Here is a 12,770-nt window from a genome sequence, read left to right as displayed (position 1 = left end):
TCCGGCTCTCCTACACAAGAGTGCAATTGTTATTTAGCTCTTTGATCTCCTGCGGGTTCTTCCCCTTCAAATGTGATAAAAGTGCTTTATAACTCTCGAATATGTATCGTTCTTTTTCTATTTCGTCAAGGTTTCTTAATAAAGGGTGTCCCGGCAAGAATAATGGTGTAGCTGCCTTGCAGGATTTGTTCTTTGACTTTGCTGACAATCAGTTGAATAGTGCGCGTTACATAATCCCCCGCAGACCAACCCGCTGATCCGGGACCGCGAAATACGCTTTTTAACATCTGCTTCATTACATCTACTTCCTCTCACGCTCATTGTCTTAACACCAGCTGCGCTCATTCAAAAAAGACGGCACAGGCGGATCTTTAAATGGATTCTCCATCCAGCCCTTCATTCCTCGCCGTCCAGAACTTCTTTGCAAAAATAAGTCCGTCCCTGCAGCAGGCCTGTCAGAAATCCCTTTTGATAAAAATCAGTGAAAATTAGATAAAACAATGCGAGAACCCCTGCAGGTAGCACGACAGCTCCCAGAACAACCGGAAGACTGATAAGAAACTTTCCCAACCCTAAATTTCTGTTCTCCATCACTTCACCGCCAGCCGCAGACATCTCATATTAGAGTACTCATAACCCGCAGCTTCATAAAAATGCAGCGCCCGCGCGTTCTCCGCATCGGCCAGCAGGGTGATCCGCAGAAAACCATGCTCCTTGGCGTAAGCAACAATGCCGTCCATGAAAAACCGGCCGCTGCCCTGCCCGCGCTCATCTGCCGCCACAATGAAATCCTCCAGTATGATTACCGGCCCGCCTTCAAACGTGCTGAACGCAAACACCAGATTCACCATACCAGCCACCTTATCTCCCCGCTTGAGCAGCAGCAATTGACCGCGTTCCGGATGCTCCAGAATCAGCCGCAGCCCTGCCCTCTGCTTATCCCGGTTAGCCGCACCGGCGAAGTCTTGCTCCATTCCAAACAGCTCCTGCAGCAGCAGACACATCTCTTCAAGATTCTCTGTGCCAGCTTCGGCTATCATCAGCATAGTCCCGTTTCATCTCCGCTATTATTTTATTTAGCTTGGCTTAAAACCTCTGAGTTTGCTGATAATGCCGTGAAGGTTGAGCCCTTGCTCCCATCATAAATGCTGCTAATGGATTCAACTGTGACTTTTACCCTCCGCAAGAGACGGCTGCCCCGCCTAACAATGAATGATCTTGAAAGACCAAGGACCGGCTGATTGCAGAATGTACAACAGAAGCAGAGTAAAAGACTCCCCAAATCACATTCTATTGCATTAGGTACAGCAGAATTTAGGAAAACGTCCGATATGGGCTGAAATCCGAAAATCTAATGTACAGAATGCAATAGAAGGCAAAAATAGAGCCATTCCCCCTTATTCGGCTGTACAATATGCAATAGAATTCTGCCGTAACCAGAAACAGCAGGCGCCATGGACACTGTTTCGTCCATGGCGCCCGCCTTAATATCTGAAGTCATTCCAGTGCACTTGTTAATCGACGTTACTTATACGGGCCTAAGCGGCGCTTATCCCCACAGGACAAGTGACGGCTTTGCAGTCTTATTAAAGGGCGGTACCATTTCAAAGCACTCGGAATTCCCGCGGGGTCAGGCCAGTCATCCGGTGGAAGAGACGGGAGAAGTAATGGAGTGAGCTGAAGTGGTTTTTTGCGGCAATCTCGGTGATGCTCAGCGGGCTATGCAGCAGGTCTTCCTTGGCCCGGTTAATCCGGAAGCGGTTCATATACTCCACTGGCGAGACCCCGGTGGATTTGCGGAACAGCTCGAAAAAATGCCCTCTGCTCAGGTGAAGACTGCTGTAGTAAGCTTCGAGCGGCTTCGGTACATCATGCAGCAAATCCTGCTCCATCTGCTCCAGCAGTCCGCTGATCCTCCGGTCCGGAATCGGCTGGCCGCTCAGCAGCAGATGCAGCAGATCATCAACAAATTCCTGGAAATGACGCTGGATGGTCAGATTGCGGATGAAGGTCTGCTCATTGTCGAACTCCCCTGCCTTATAGAACTTCTGAAACCGCTCAGTCCACCCGCGCAGCAGCCCCACGTCCATGAACTGCGGAAGCGGATACGGGAAAAGAGGACCCAGCATCTCCTGCTGCAGCTGCTCCGGCTTATAACAGATCGGACAGGCCCAGTCAAAGCGGCCTTCCCGGTCCACATGATGCCAATCGAAGTAGCAGCACTGATGAACCATCGGATCGGCAGAGTCTGCCTGCCATTCATGAAGCTGTCCGGGCGGAAGATGGATCAGCATTCCCGGACTTACCCGGAGCGTCTGCCCGCCGGTCAAGAGGATGCCGTGTCCCTCGCTGATCAGGTAGACCGAGCTCATATAGCAGATTCTCGGGGAGCTGGATTGTCCTTTGGCAAAAGGATAGCGGGTAGCCAGATAGACATACGGATGTATAGCGGAAAAGTTCATACCGTCTCCCCCCTTCCGCAGCGGTTACTCTGTACCGCTGGAAGCCTGCGCGGCTTCAATGGCAGCAGCGAGCTCCTCATAGGATGCCGTCTGCAGCAGCTTGCCGTTCACCATAAACTTCGGAGTACCGTTCACTCCGTAATTCCCCGCTGTTTTGAAATCCTCTTTGACCGGTAGCATGTACGTATGGGCCTGCAGATCCTTAGCGAAGCGGTCATAATCGATGCCGCTGATATTGTCCTTCACAAAATCAAGCATAAACTGGGGTGTAGCCCAAATCTTCGTCTCATCCCCCTGCTGATCGTACAGCTTGCTCATAAAATCCCAGAATTTATTGTTGTCCTGAGCAAATACCGCTTCTCCGGCACTCGCTGCCATGATTGAATCGCGGTCAATGAAAGCAAAATTTGTGAAGAACAGCTCGGCTTTACCGGTATCGATGAATTCCTGTTTGAACCGCTCAAAATAGGTCTCCTTCCACTTTTTGCAGGCAGGGCATTTGAAATCGGCAAATTCGATCACCTTGGCTTTGGCTGTGCTGCTGCCCAAATGCGGCTGCTTCTCATATTTCAGACCGTTTGCATCGAAGTCCCCGCGGATTTCCATATAATTGGGCAGTCCCTCCAGTCCGCCGGCCGCTTTGGACCGTGTCAGGAAGGCCACGGATACAATGAGCACCAGCACACTGATTACAATAACCGAGACTGCGAACCCGAAGCTTTTCTTTGTTTGTTTTGCCTTCATTTTAGCCATCGCTGTTTATCCCCCTAGAACAAATAGACACCGCTTATTGATAGCGCTTTCTGACCTGAATATAAGCCGTTGTCTGCTCATCGTAAAGGTACATTTGCGGCAGCAGCGTACCTTTCCCCTGTTCAGGCCTGGCCCAACAGCCCGGCACCAATTCATCCGCCGATCGTGCAAAAACCGGACCCTCCGCTAAATACTTTCCGGAGGGAATCGCCTACGATTTATGCAGGAAAACCATATAGATAGTTTGGCGTATTGGAAGTATAGGTGAGCACTGCTTGGAGGAGGCATAACTATTATGAAAAAAACTAAGGTACCACCGGTGCCAGAGGGTGCGGAAGCGGCGAATACAGAGGTGGTGGAGCTTGGGATGGCCGGGGCGGTGGCTGCGGCAGTGAGTGCTGGGGCGGTGACTGCGGAGGCGGCAGATTCTATGGCGGTCACTGCGGTAGAGGCTAAGACGGAGGCTGGGGCGGCAGAGGAGAAACCTGGACCAGCAGCAGGTTATACAGCGGCGGGCGGTCAGATTCATGCCCAGGAGCAAGCCAGCCGTCATAATATTAACTTCCGCGGGCCGGCGGCAGATTTCTTCGAGGGGGCACTGCTTGGTAACGGCGGGCTGGGTGTGGTGGTGACCACCCGGCCGGATGCGGTTATACTGCACTTCGGACACAATAATGTCTGGGATATCCGCATTGCCGAGCATCACGCAGAAGAGATCATGACTTTCCAGGAAGTGTACGACCGCTTCACTGCGCTTCCCGCTGACCTTCCACAGCTTACGGACAACCCGTGGTACCGGGAATACTGCGAAATGGCCGGAGACAATTACAGCAAACCTTATCCGCGCCCGATGCCCTGCGGCTCGCTGCTGCTCCGGTTTGACCGGCGCCGGGCTGAGGTGCTGGGTCACACGGTGCATATAGGCGAGGGACGCTGCACGGTTGATTTTCTAGTCGGCGGTGAACCGGCGGTATTCGAGCTGTTCGTGGAGATGGAACAGGATAGGCTGTGGATGTCTGTCATAGATACGGCAACCGGGGCGCAGCTCCCTCTGTTCCACGAAGCCAGACTGATCCCCGATCCCAAAACGCCGCAGGAATTCCCTCCGGCACACTGGGATGATGCTGCGGCTGGCCGGCTGTCTTTTACACAAATTCTGCCGCATATGGAGTTTCCCGCTTCGCCCTATATTCCGCATGAGCGGGATAAGGCCTTCCGGCTGGCGCTCCGGCTACCGGGAGCAGAAATAATCAGCGGCAGTGACACTGCCCGCCTGGACATCTCAGTGAACTCCGGCGGATTCCTGGCCTGCGCAGAATTGCAGGAGGGCTTTGCAGCACAGATAGGGGCTGAAGGAGCGGGCGTTGAATCTACAGCCGCAGAGGCGGAGGATGCCGGACCTGCAGTTGAAGCTGGAACTACACCTGGAGCAGGACCACGAACAGTAACCGAAACTGGGCCTGAAACCGGACTCGGATCTGAAGCTGGCGTTCACCTTATGACTGACGTTGTACCTGTATTTGGAGCTCAGCCTGAGTCTGGAGCCCGGGCCGGAGCAGAACCAGTAACTGGAGTTGGTGTAGCAGCTGTTATGGGTTCACCTACACGCACCCAGTACAGTAGAATGTATTCGGATCGATCTCCCGGGCAATCGCTGGTAGCAGCACCTCATATTGCTTGATATAATCCGCCTTAAGCTGTAGGGAGGTAACATTTTCCCAGTTCCATTCGTCCCAAGCCAATTCCTGCTCGTTGTTGCCGCACCACAGACCCAGCGAGGCATGATGGCGAAGACGCTTCATATTGTCGATGGTCTCATGGGTGATGTTCTCCTCGAATCCCTCGGTCAGCGCATAAATAAAGCAGGCATACAGATGATCCTGCCAGACGATGAGGCCATATTCGTAGCAGAGATCATAGAAATAATCATCCGGGTAATATCCGCCTCCCCAGACACGGATGGTGTTGAAATTAGCGACAACGCAGCTTTGCAGCAGACGGTCTGTCCGTTCACAGTTCGTGCGTGCCAGAAGGTTGTCTTCCAGGATATAGTCCGCACCCGTGGAGAATATAATCACCCCATTCACCTCAAAAGCAAACGATTCTCCCCACTCGTCCTCTTCCTGCTTCACCGTAATCGTTCGGAGCTTGATCCGCAGCGTCTGCTGATCGAGTACTTTCCCTTGCTGGTTCAGAACAACCTCTACCCGGTACAGCGGTTGTCCGCCCAGATTATTCGGCCACCACAGCTCAGGCTGATCAATACCCAGCCCGATATGAAGATCTGTGCCAGCCTTCTCGGACACACGCTGCTCCAGGACTTCCCCCGATGGCGCGTGGACGCTGACCACAATCTCACGTTCGGCGGCAACCCAGCCCTCTGTTCTTACCCGGACATCCAGCGAGACCCGGCCCTCCCCGTGAGTTTGCGTAATATACACATCCTCGAGGCGGGCACTGTTATAGCCCTGGATGGAAATGCTTCTCCAGATGCCCATATCAGGCAGCTTCGGACCCCAGTTCCAGCCGAACATGGAATGTGCCTTGCGCAGGTGGGAGATCCCCTCGACCGCATCGGCACAATTGACCAGCTTCAGCTCCGCCTGTTTCCTAAGGGAGTATTCCATGGGGGAGCGGAACACCGCATGGATGGTATTGTCACCGGGAATCAGTGCAGCCTTGATATCCGTTTCATATGTCCGGTGCATATTGTCGCTGTTCAGAATCAGCATCCCGTTCAGGTACAGCTCACATAGGGTATCCAGCCCTTCGCACCGCAGCACCACACGGTCATGTGCCAGTATACCGGTATCGATCTGAAACGTACGCCGGAATTCATAATCGTAATTGGATAATTTCAGAACCCCGTACTCCTGCTCGCGGTAGAACGGGTCTGGCATTGCTCCTGCATTCAGTAAATCATGATAGACAGATCCCGGCACACTGGCTTCCAGCCAATGCGGACCCTCAAGCCGCCTCATTTTCCATTTGCCTTTAAGATCAACAAGCTGCATTTCTTAACCCTCCCTATATTAATTGAACTTAAATTTTTAAGAGCAAAGGAACTATCGCCGCTGCGGTGATAGTTGGACTTCCGGCCGAAGGTGCGTGCAGGCATATCGTCAATGGGGAGGTTCAGGTGCTCAAGGCCGGCTGTCTTGTACTCGTCAGGCCCGATGACACGCACAGATATGAAGCGGAGGGTGACGGGGATTGCCGTTTCTTGAACATTCCCTGCCGCCCGGGCCTGATTGGGGAAGCGCTCGCTTATCTGAATGAAGAAGAGTTTACGCGCGGAGTACTGGGCCCGGCGCTTCCCCGGATCGCCATGCTGTCCCGGCAGGAAATGGACGAATTCTTTCGTCATATCGAACGTTACCTTATGCTCTGCACGATCGACAGAGTGAAGGCAAGAATTCATCTGAAGGGCCTGCTCATCGATACACTGACCCGCTATTTCTTCTCACCGGAGACCGCCGGGCAGCCTGAATTTCCCCTGTGGCTGGAGCACGCCGTCTCCAAAATCCAGCTGAAGGAGAATCTGAACCAGGGTCTCCCGGCTCTGTACAAGCTGTCCAGAAGAAGCCCCGGCCATGTGAACCGGGCATTCCGGCAGTATTTGAACCAGACGCCTACCGGATATATCAATTAGCTGAGGTTGAATACAGCCCGCAATCTGCTGCTCACCACTGAGCTTCGGGTCGTCGAGATTGCCCTCGAAGCCGGCTTTGAGAACGTCAGCCACTTCTATCATCAATTCAAGAAGATCTACCGCCAAGCTCCGCTGGATTTCCGCAGGAACGGCCAGGAGAGCCGGACGCTTCTCTGAATCTCCCAGCATTAATGTGACAACAAAGAGGGCTTCCCCTCCGCATGCGCGAGAGAGGAAGCCCTGAGATTCATTATGCTTTAATTGGAAGCCCACAGTTCCATACGTTCTTTGTACTTCTGGTTAATGATCTTTTCCACTTCCTCATCCCCGGCCTTCTTCATATCGGCAAGCATCTTGTCGAAGGTGGCGTTGGCAGCTTCCTCGGAATTGGCAATAATCGTTCTTGTGATGCTCTGATCCATAATATCCTTAACCTTCTGGGCAGTCAGCGCTTCGGGCGTTCCGCCGTCAGGATTGAGATTGTCAAATTCCGCTGTATCCCATACGGAATCCCCCAGGCTCTTGATCGCCAGCTCATCGCCTTCACTGCGCTGATATTTAACCGCCAAATCGTAAGGCTGGCCATTTGGATCCAGCCCGTTCTTAATGAACCACAGCCATTTGCGGACACCGCTCTTCTTCACCGTATCGTCCCAGTTATCCTTGAAGCTCTGCAGGAACGCCGGATCAGGCTGTCTTTTGCCGTCCACCATGGTGTACTGCTGACCTTCCAGACCCCATAACAGCAGATGCTGTCCTTCGTCACTGGCCAGGAAATTGAACAGCTTCATGGTTTCTTCCGGGTGCTTGTTGTTCTTGGTAATTCCGATAGCATCCCAGCCCAGCGAGCTCCGCGGTCCAAAGGTTGTCTGTGCCGGATCAATCCCTGGCGCAACCACCTTGTATGCAAACAGCTGGTTCTTCACACCGCCGTCTTTCTTGAGTGCCGCGTTTCCGTTACCCGGATCCCAATAGGCAGCCGGTGTGGCGAATACGGCCCCTGTGGCAAGCTTCTGAATCCAGGTCTGGGTTTTGCTGATGGCGAATTCCTTCTCAATCAAACCTTCCCGGTACAGACGGTTAATGTACATCATCATCTCACGGTACTTCGGATCCTTCACATCATATTGCAGCGTTCCGTTGTTATCATAGTAGGTTTTGAGACCCCACATTCCCTTGAACGTCCCCAGAATGGCACCCATATTCTCACCGTTCATGGCCATTGGAATCGATTCCTTGCCGTCAATGGTCGGGTACTTCGCTTTGAAGCTCTTGAGCAGGGCCTCGAATTCATCCGTAGTGAACGGAGTGGAGCCGTCTGCCTTGTCCGGAGCCAGCTCCTCAAGCAGGTTCTGTCTGATATTCATCCCGAACACCGGATCGCTGTCCAGTCCGTACCAGTTCGCGAAATAATAATTCTTACCGTCTTTATAACGGGTTTTCTGTAAGGTGTCACCATACATGGCCTTCAGATCCGGGCCGAATTTCTCTATTAAATCATCGAGCGGAATGAACGCGCCGCTTGTAATGTACTTATCCAGGGAAGCATCTCCACGGCTCATGAGTACCACATCCGGATAGTCGCCGCTGGCAAGCATCAGGCTAAGCTTCTCCGTCGGATTTCCGGTCGGCTGCTGAATAGAGACCTGTATGCCGGTCCGTTTCGTAATTTCCTGGGCTACTGCATCCGTGAACGGTTCTCCCTTGGTATTTCCGTCAAACCAGGTTAACGTAATCGATTCCTGCTTCGTCTCTTCGCCTGCTGCTGTATTTGTATTTGTATTTGCACCAGCATTTTCTTTCCCGTTACCCGAAGCGCATCCGGTAAGCAGTCCGGCAGTAAGTGCGGCAGAGAACCCCACGTTCATCCATTTGTTTTTGTTTATCATTGACACCCTGATTCCTCCCATTAAATAAGAATTCATTCGTTCATTAAGCAGCAAGGCACAAGCTTCCGCTCACCTCCCTTCAGAACCTGTTTAACCATATTAACTTTTCACAGCCCCCAGTGTCATGCCCTTGACGAAGTACTTCTGCAGGAAGGGATACACGAGGATGATCGGCAGGGTTGCCACCATCGTCGCCGCCATCCGGATCGTATCACTCGAAACCGCATTCCGCTTGGCGGAGTTGGCCAGCATCTGCGTCTGCGATACCATGCCTCCGGTCTGGAACTGGCTTAATATTTTGACAAGCACGGCCTGAAGGGTCTTCAGATCAGAGCTGTAGGTGAACGCATAGGAATCGAACCAGGAATTCCAGTGTCCAATGGCCTGAAACAGACCCACTGTCGCAAGTACAGGTGTTGTCAGCGGCAGTACGATCCGGAAGAAAATCGTCAGGTCATTCGCCCCGTCCACCCTCGCCGACTCTTCGATCTCACCGGGCAGCTGTTCCATGAAGGTGCGGACGATGATCATATAGAAGACATTCATCAGACCCGGCAGAATAAATACAGAGAACGTATCAATCATGTTCAGCGCTTTGAGCACCATGTAATAGGGAATCAGACCGCCGCCGAAATACATGGTAAAGACGAAGTAGAGATTCCAGCCCTTGCGGCCTACCAGATTACGCCGGCTCAGCGGATACGCCAGCATCGTAATGACAAGCACCGACAGCGGAGCACCAACCACGGTCCGTTTGACCGTTACCCATAAACCGCTCATAATCTCACTGTCTTTGAGTATCTGATTATAGCTGTCCAGGGTGAGGACTCTGGGCCAGAAGTAGACCCCGCCCCTCACTGTATCCTCCGCGCTGTTCAAGGAAAGAACGAGAATATTCCAAAAGGGCAGAAAGGTAACCAGCAGGACAAGGATAAGAATGGAATATACAATGAATCTGAAGATATGATCACCGAATCTGTCTAAAATCATTACAAGCGCTCCTCTCTATTCTTGTATTTAGAACAACGCCTGGTCGTTCACTTTACGGGAAATCCGGTTCACAATGACAACTAGGATGAAGGCAACCACAGATTTGAACATCCCCACGGCAGCCCCGTAAGAGAACATGCTGTTCTGCAGCCCGTATTTATAAGCATAAATGTCGATAACCTCCGAGTATTCGAGCACGGTGTTATTCTGCAGCAGGTATTGCTGTTCAAAGCCCGCATTCAGTATGCCGCCGACCGCCAGGATTCCCAGAATTACAATGGTTGGACGCAGCGCAGGCAGCGTAATATGCCACATCTGCCGGAACCGGCTGGCCCCGTCGACCCTCGCAGCTTCATATAATTCGGGATTCACCGCAGAGATTGCAGCAAGGTACATAATGGCGCTGAAGCCCATCTCCTTCCACATATTGGACAAGGCGATGATCCACCAGAACAAGGGTCCATTTTGCAGAAAAGCAACCGGTTCCTTTACGATTCCCAGCAGCACCAGGAGATTATTGAACATGCCGTCCGAAGCAAGCATGGTAATCACAATGTTGGCTGCGATAACCCAGGAGATGAAATGCGGCAGGTAGGAGACCGTCTGCACGAAACGCTTGAAGAATCCCTGCCTTGCCTCATTCAGCATAAGCGCCAGGATGATCGGAGCCGGGAACCCGAACAGCAGGGTCAGCAGGCTTGTCGCCAGCGTATTGCGCATGATCCGGTAGAAATCACCGGTGGTGAAGAAGTATTCAAGCCATTTGAAGCCCACAAATTCGGCCCCGAAGAACTGGTGCAGAAATGTGCCTCCGCCCGGCTGGTAATTCGTAAACGCCATGTACATTCCAAACATAGGACCATACGAAAATAGCAATGTCGCAATAAAGGCAGGCAGCATGAGCACAAATAACCACTTTTGCTCCTTTAACCTGTTCCACAGGCTATTGCCCCTGACTGATTTGATAGCGCTTGCTTTATACATCAAATTCCCTCCCTTTTCCTCTACAGCAGCATGCCTGGCTACCTCTCAGTTCGACTTCATGTATTCATCTTAAATCTGCAGCGGGGTGCTTTCCATACTCCAATCCTCCGAATGATAGCGCTTTTTAAAGATGTTTCGGCACATCCGATTATTGGATTTCATTATTCCGTCTGCTATGATGAACTAGTCAATAACCGGTAAAGAAGGGGCTTCTCCGATGCGTCAATTGTATAGAAAGTATATTTATCTGCCTTTTGTCGACCTGAGCTTTCGCTCCAAATTGTTCCTGGTGTTCGTTCTGGTCACCATCATTCCGATGATGCTGCTGGTCTATTTCTCCTATGAACTTACCAAATCCAAACTCACCGAGCAGATCTATATCAATATGATGAGTTCAACGGCGCAGATTAATAAGAATCTCGAAAACAAACTGGACAGCTATGAACATATATCTGCTTCTATTTATCTGGATGACAGGCTCGCCAGCTATCTGACAGCTGAATACGTGGATGATCCTTCTTATCTGGACGTCTATAAGTATATTGGCAACCGCATAGATACGGTTATGGCGGCTTATCCTGATTTTGACAGCGCATTCATCTATTCCGATAATCCGTCTCTGCCCAAAGATAATTATTATATCAAACCCGTTACACCCGAAGTTCAAGCTACAGAGCTGTACAAGCAGCTGCAGCAGTCCCATGGAAATATCATCTATCTGACTACTCCGCAAAGTGAAGACAGTCCCGCCATGTTCACTCTCGCCAGACTGCTGAACAACAACCGGAACGAATATCCCTACGGAACGCTGGTCTTCAGTGTCTCCGAATCGGTCATCTTTTCCCTGATGGAGAAGGAAGCCGGCGGCAAAGACATCTTCATTATCAATGACGAGGGCATTATTCTGTCGTCCGCCAACAAGAAGCTTCTGGATACAAGCCTGCCCGAAATGCTCAATCATCAGTTCGCAGGAGAAGCTTCCGGCCGGTTCGATACCACGTACAAGGGGGTTAAGGCTTTTGCCGTCTACAACACCCTCGCCAACGGCTGGAAGACCGTGTCAGTTGTCCCTTACGAGAGCATCATCAAAGACGCCAAGTCCTTGTCACAGCTCATTATCAAAATCTCGCTCGCCTTCATTGGCGTAGCCTTGCTTCTTATCTATATTACCGCGTCGCTGTTCAGCAACCGTATCCGGACCTTAATCCGGATGGTCCGCCGCATTGAGCGGGGCGACTTCAATACGCCTAGGGAAGAGCAGCTCGGCAATGACGAGATCGGCCAGCTGCACTTCGCCTTCAACCAGATGACCGGCCGCTTGAGCGGTCTGATTACCGAGGTGTCCCGGAAAGAGCTGCTCGGCAAGGAAGCAGAGCTCGACCTGCTGCAGGCCCAGATCAATCCTCATTTCCTGTATAACACGCTTGGCTCCATCTCCTCCCTTGCGGTTAAGCATCAGGACAGCCAGATCCAGGATATGGTGCAGAATCTGGCCAAGTTCTACCGGATCTCGCTCAATAAAGGGAAGAGTATCCTGACGATCAATGAAGAGATCAAACTGACCCGGAGCTATAATGCCATCCAGCTGATCCGCTTCAAGGGGCAGCTGAACATTACCTACACGATTGATGAGGCGATCCTGCCCTACTCTACAGTGAAACTGACCCTGCAGCCTTTTATCGAGAACTCGGTAATCCATGCCTCTTGGAATCAAGACAACCCGCTGAACATCCATATCAAAGGCGTCACACAGGACAATGACATTATCCTGTCTGTGATTGATGACGGCATGGGTATGAGCCGGGAGACACTGCAGTCGCTGATGGGAGAGAAGCCGGGCCGGGGCTATGGCATTATGAACGTAGACCGGCGGATCAAGCTTAAATTCGGTGAGTATTACGGGGTAAAAGTATACAGCCGGCTAGGCATAGGTACGGTCGTACAAATCCGGCTGCCGCAAAAGGCAGTGTAGTCCAGCAACCAATGAGGCGCGGCAGCTTGTAAAGGTACGAGGCCGGCGACTAGCAAAGTTATAAGGCC

13 protein-coding genes are annotated in these 12,770 nt (G+C 51.8%); 4 read left to right on the top strand and 9 right to left on the bottom strand.

Features of this window, described 5'->3' with window-relative positions:
• Positions 1-125 precede the first annotated feature (125 nt).
• The 5 genes from R50912_RS34865 to R50912_RS08490 all read right to left on the bottom strand — a co-directional run bounded on the left by R50912_RS34865 (position 126) and on the right by R50912_RS08490 (position 3,215).
• The gene (locus R50912_RS34865; RefSeq protein WP_156123021.1) at positions 126-296 is read right to left on the bottom strand and encodes a hypothetical protein; all 171 of its coding nucleotides are present in this window, start codon (positions 294-296) and stop codon (positions 126-128) included.
• A gap of 100 nt (positions 297-396) precedes the next feature.
• Entirely contained in the window at positions 397-591 is a 195-nt protein-coding gene (locus tag R50912_RS08505) for a hypothetical protein (RefSeq protein WP_042233963.1), read from the bottom strand.
• On the bottom strand, positions 591-1,046 hold the full coding sequence (locus tag R50912_RS08500; protein WP_042233961.1) for a GNAT family N-acetyltransferase: 456 nt from the start codon (positions 1,044-1,046) through the stop codon (positions 591-593). Before R50912_RS08500 ends, R50912_RS08505 begins: the two co-directional genes overlap by 1 nt.
• 558 nt (positions 1,047-1,604) lie before the next feature.
• On the bottom strand, positions 1,605-2,462 hold the full coding sequence (locus R50912_RS08495; protein WP_042233960.1) for an AraC family transcriptional regulator: 858 nt from the start codon (positions 2,460-2,462) through the stop codon (positions 1,605-1,607).
• A gap of 24 nt (positions 2,463-2,486) precedes the next feature.
• Positions 2,487-3,215 (bottom strand): DsbA family protein, encoded by a 729-nt coding sequence (locus R50912_RS08490; protein ID WP_042233957.1) that lies wholly within the window; start codon positions 3,213-3,215, stop codon positions 2,487-2,489.
• A 295-nt stretch (positions 3,216-3,510) separates the two neighbouring features.
• Between R50912_RS08490 and R50912_RS33185 the strand changes: the two genes are divergently transcribed.
• Positions 3,511-4,896 carry a hypothetical protein gene (locus R50912_RS33185; RefSeq protein WP_052416119.1) on the top strand — a complete coding sequence of 462 codons (1,386 nt, stop codon included), beginning with the start codon at positions 3,511-3,513 and terminating at the stop codon, positions 4,894-4,896.
• Here the strand turns inward: R50912_RS33185 and R50912_RS08480 are convergent.
• Positions 4,817-6,229 carry a glycoside hydrolase family 2 protein gene (locus R50912_RS08480; RefSeq protein ID WP_052416117.1) on the bottom strand — a complete coding sequence of 471 codons (1,413 nt, stop codon included), beginning with the start codon at positions 6,227-6,229 and terminating at the stop codon, positions 4,817-4,819. The two genes, R50912_RS33185 and R50912_RS08480, sit on opposite strands and share 80 nt — an antisense overlap.
• A 65-nt stretch (positions 6,230-6,294) precedes the next feature.
• Here R50912_RS08480 and R50912_RS08475 point away from each other — a divergent pair, with 65 nt between their 5' ends.
• Together R50912_RS08475 and R50912_RS34115 are read left to right on the top strand one after the other, a co-directional pair.
• Positions 6,295-6,867, top strand: coding sequence for an AraC family ligand binding domain-containing protein (locus tag R50912_RS08475; RefSeq protein ID WP_197073053.1), 573 nt, complete (start codon positions 6,295-6,297; stop codon positions 6,865-6,867).
• Positions 6,868-6,873: 6 nt separating this feature from the next.
• Positions 6,874-7,044, top strand: coding sequence for a helix-turn-helix domain-containing protein (locus R50912_RS34115; protein ID WP_197073052.1), 171 nt, complete (start codon positions 6,874-6,876; stop codon positions 7,042-7,044).
• Positions 7,045-7,124: 80 nt separating this feature from the next.
• Here R50912_RS34115 and R50912_RS08470 read toward each other — a convergent pair whose 3' ends face one another.
• The 3 genes from R50912_RS08470 to R50912_RS08460 form a co-directional block, all read right to left on the bottom strand.
• On the bottom strand, positions 7,125-8,756 hold the full coding sequence (locus tag R50912_RS08470) for an extracellular solute-binding protein (protein WP_042233955.1): 1,632 nt from the start codon (positions 8,754-8,756) through the stop codon (positions 7,125-7,127).
• A gap of 99 nt (positions 8,757-8,855) precedes the next feature.
• Positions 8,856-9,746, bottom strand: a complete 891-nt coding sequence (locus tag R50912_RS08465; RefSeq protein ID WP_042233953.1) for a carbohydrate ABC transporter permease — start codon at positions 9,744-9,746, stop codon at positions 8,856-8,858.
• 27 nt (positions 9,747-9,773) lie between these two features.
• The gene (locus R50912_RS08460) at positions 9,774-10,730 is read right to left on the bottom strand and encodes an ABC transporter permease (RefSeq protein ID WP_042233951.1); all 957 of its coding nucleotides are present in this window, start codon (positions 10,728-10,730) and stop codon (positions 9,774-9,776) included.
• 217 nt (positions 10,731-10,947) lie between these two features.
• On the opposite strand from R50912_RS08460, the gene R50912_RS08455 reads away from it, so the two are divergent.
• Positions 10,948-12,702: a cache domain-containing sensor histidine kinase gene (locus R50912_RS08455; protein ID WP_042233949.1), complete on the top strand. Its 1,755-nt coding sequence runs from the start codon at positions 10,948-10,950 to the stop codon at positions 12,700-12,702.
• The last annotated feature ends 68 nt before the right edge of the window (positions 12,703-12,770 follow it).

The sequence above is a fragment of the Paenibacillus sp. FSL R5-0912 genome, assembly GCF_000758605.1.
GTDB lineage: Bacteria > Bacillota > Bacilli > Paenibacillales > Paenibacillaceae > Paenibacillus_AQ.
The sequence above is the reverse complement of the archived record's forward strand: the minus strand, read 5'-3'. Positions and strand labels throughout refer to the sequence as shown.

Coding starts and splice junctions, on each gene's coding strand:
- R50912_RS34865 (WP_156123021.1), bottom strand. CDS start 296: ATGAAGCAGATGTTAAAAAGCGTATTTCGCGGTCCCGGATCAGCGGGT.
- R50912_RS08505 (WP_042233963.1), bottom strand. CDS start 591: ATGGAGAACAGAAATTTAGGGTTGGGAAAGTTTCTTATCAGTCTTCCG.
- R50912_RS08500 (WP_042233961.1), bottom strand. CDS start 1,046: ATGCTGATGATAGCCGAAGCTGGCACAGAGAATCTTGAAGAGATGTGT.
- R50912_RS08495 (WP_042233960.1), bottom strand. CDS start 2,462: ATGAACTTTTCCGCTATACATCCGTATGTCTATCTGGCTACCCGCTAT.
- R50912_RS08490 (WP_042233957.1), bottom strand. CDS start 3,215: ATGGCTAAAATGAAGGCAAAACAAACAAAGAAAAGCTTCGGGTTCGCA.
- R50912_RS33185 (WP_052416119.1), top strand. CDS start 3,511: ATGAAAAAAACTAAGGTACCACCGGTGCCAGAGGGTGCGGAAGCGGCG.
- R50912_RS08480 (WP_052416117.1), bottom strand. CDS start 6,229: ATGCAGCTTGTTGATCTTAAAGGCAAATGGAAAATGAGGCGGCTTGAG.
- R50912_RS08470 (WP_042233955.1), bottom strand. CDS start 8,756: ATGATAAACAAAAACAAATGGATGAACGTGGGGTTCTCTGCCGCACTT.
- R50912_RS08465 (WP_042233953.1), bottom strand. CDS start 9,746: ATGATTTTAGACAGATTCGGTGATCATATCTTCAGATTCATTGTATAT.
- R50912_RS08460 (WP_042233951.1), bottom strand. CDS start 10,730: ATGTATAAAGCAAGCGCTATCAAATCAGTCAGGGGCAATAGCCTGTGG.
- R50912_RS08455 (WP_042233949.1), top strand. CDS start 10,948: ATGCGTCAATTGTATAGAAAGTATATTTATCTGCCTTTTGTCGACCTG.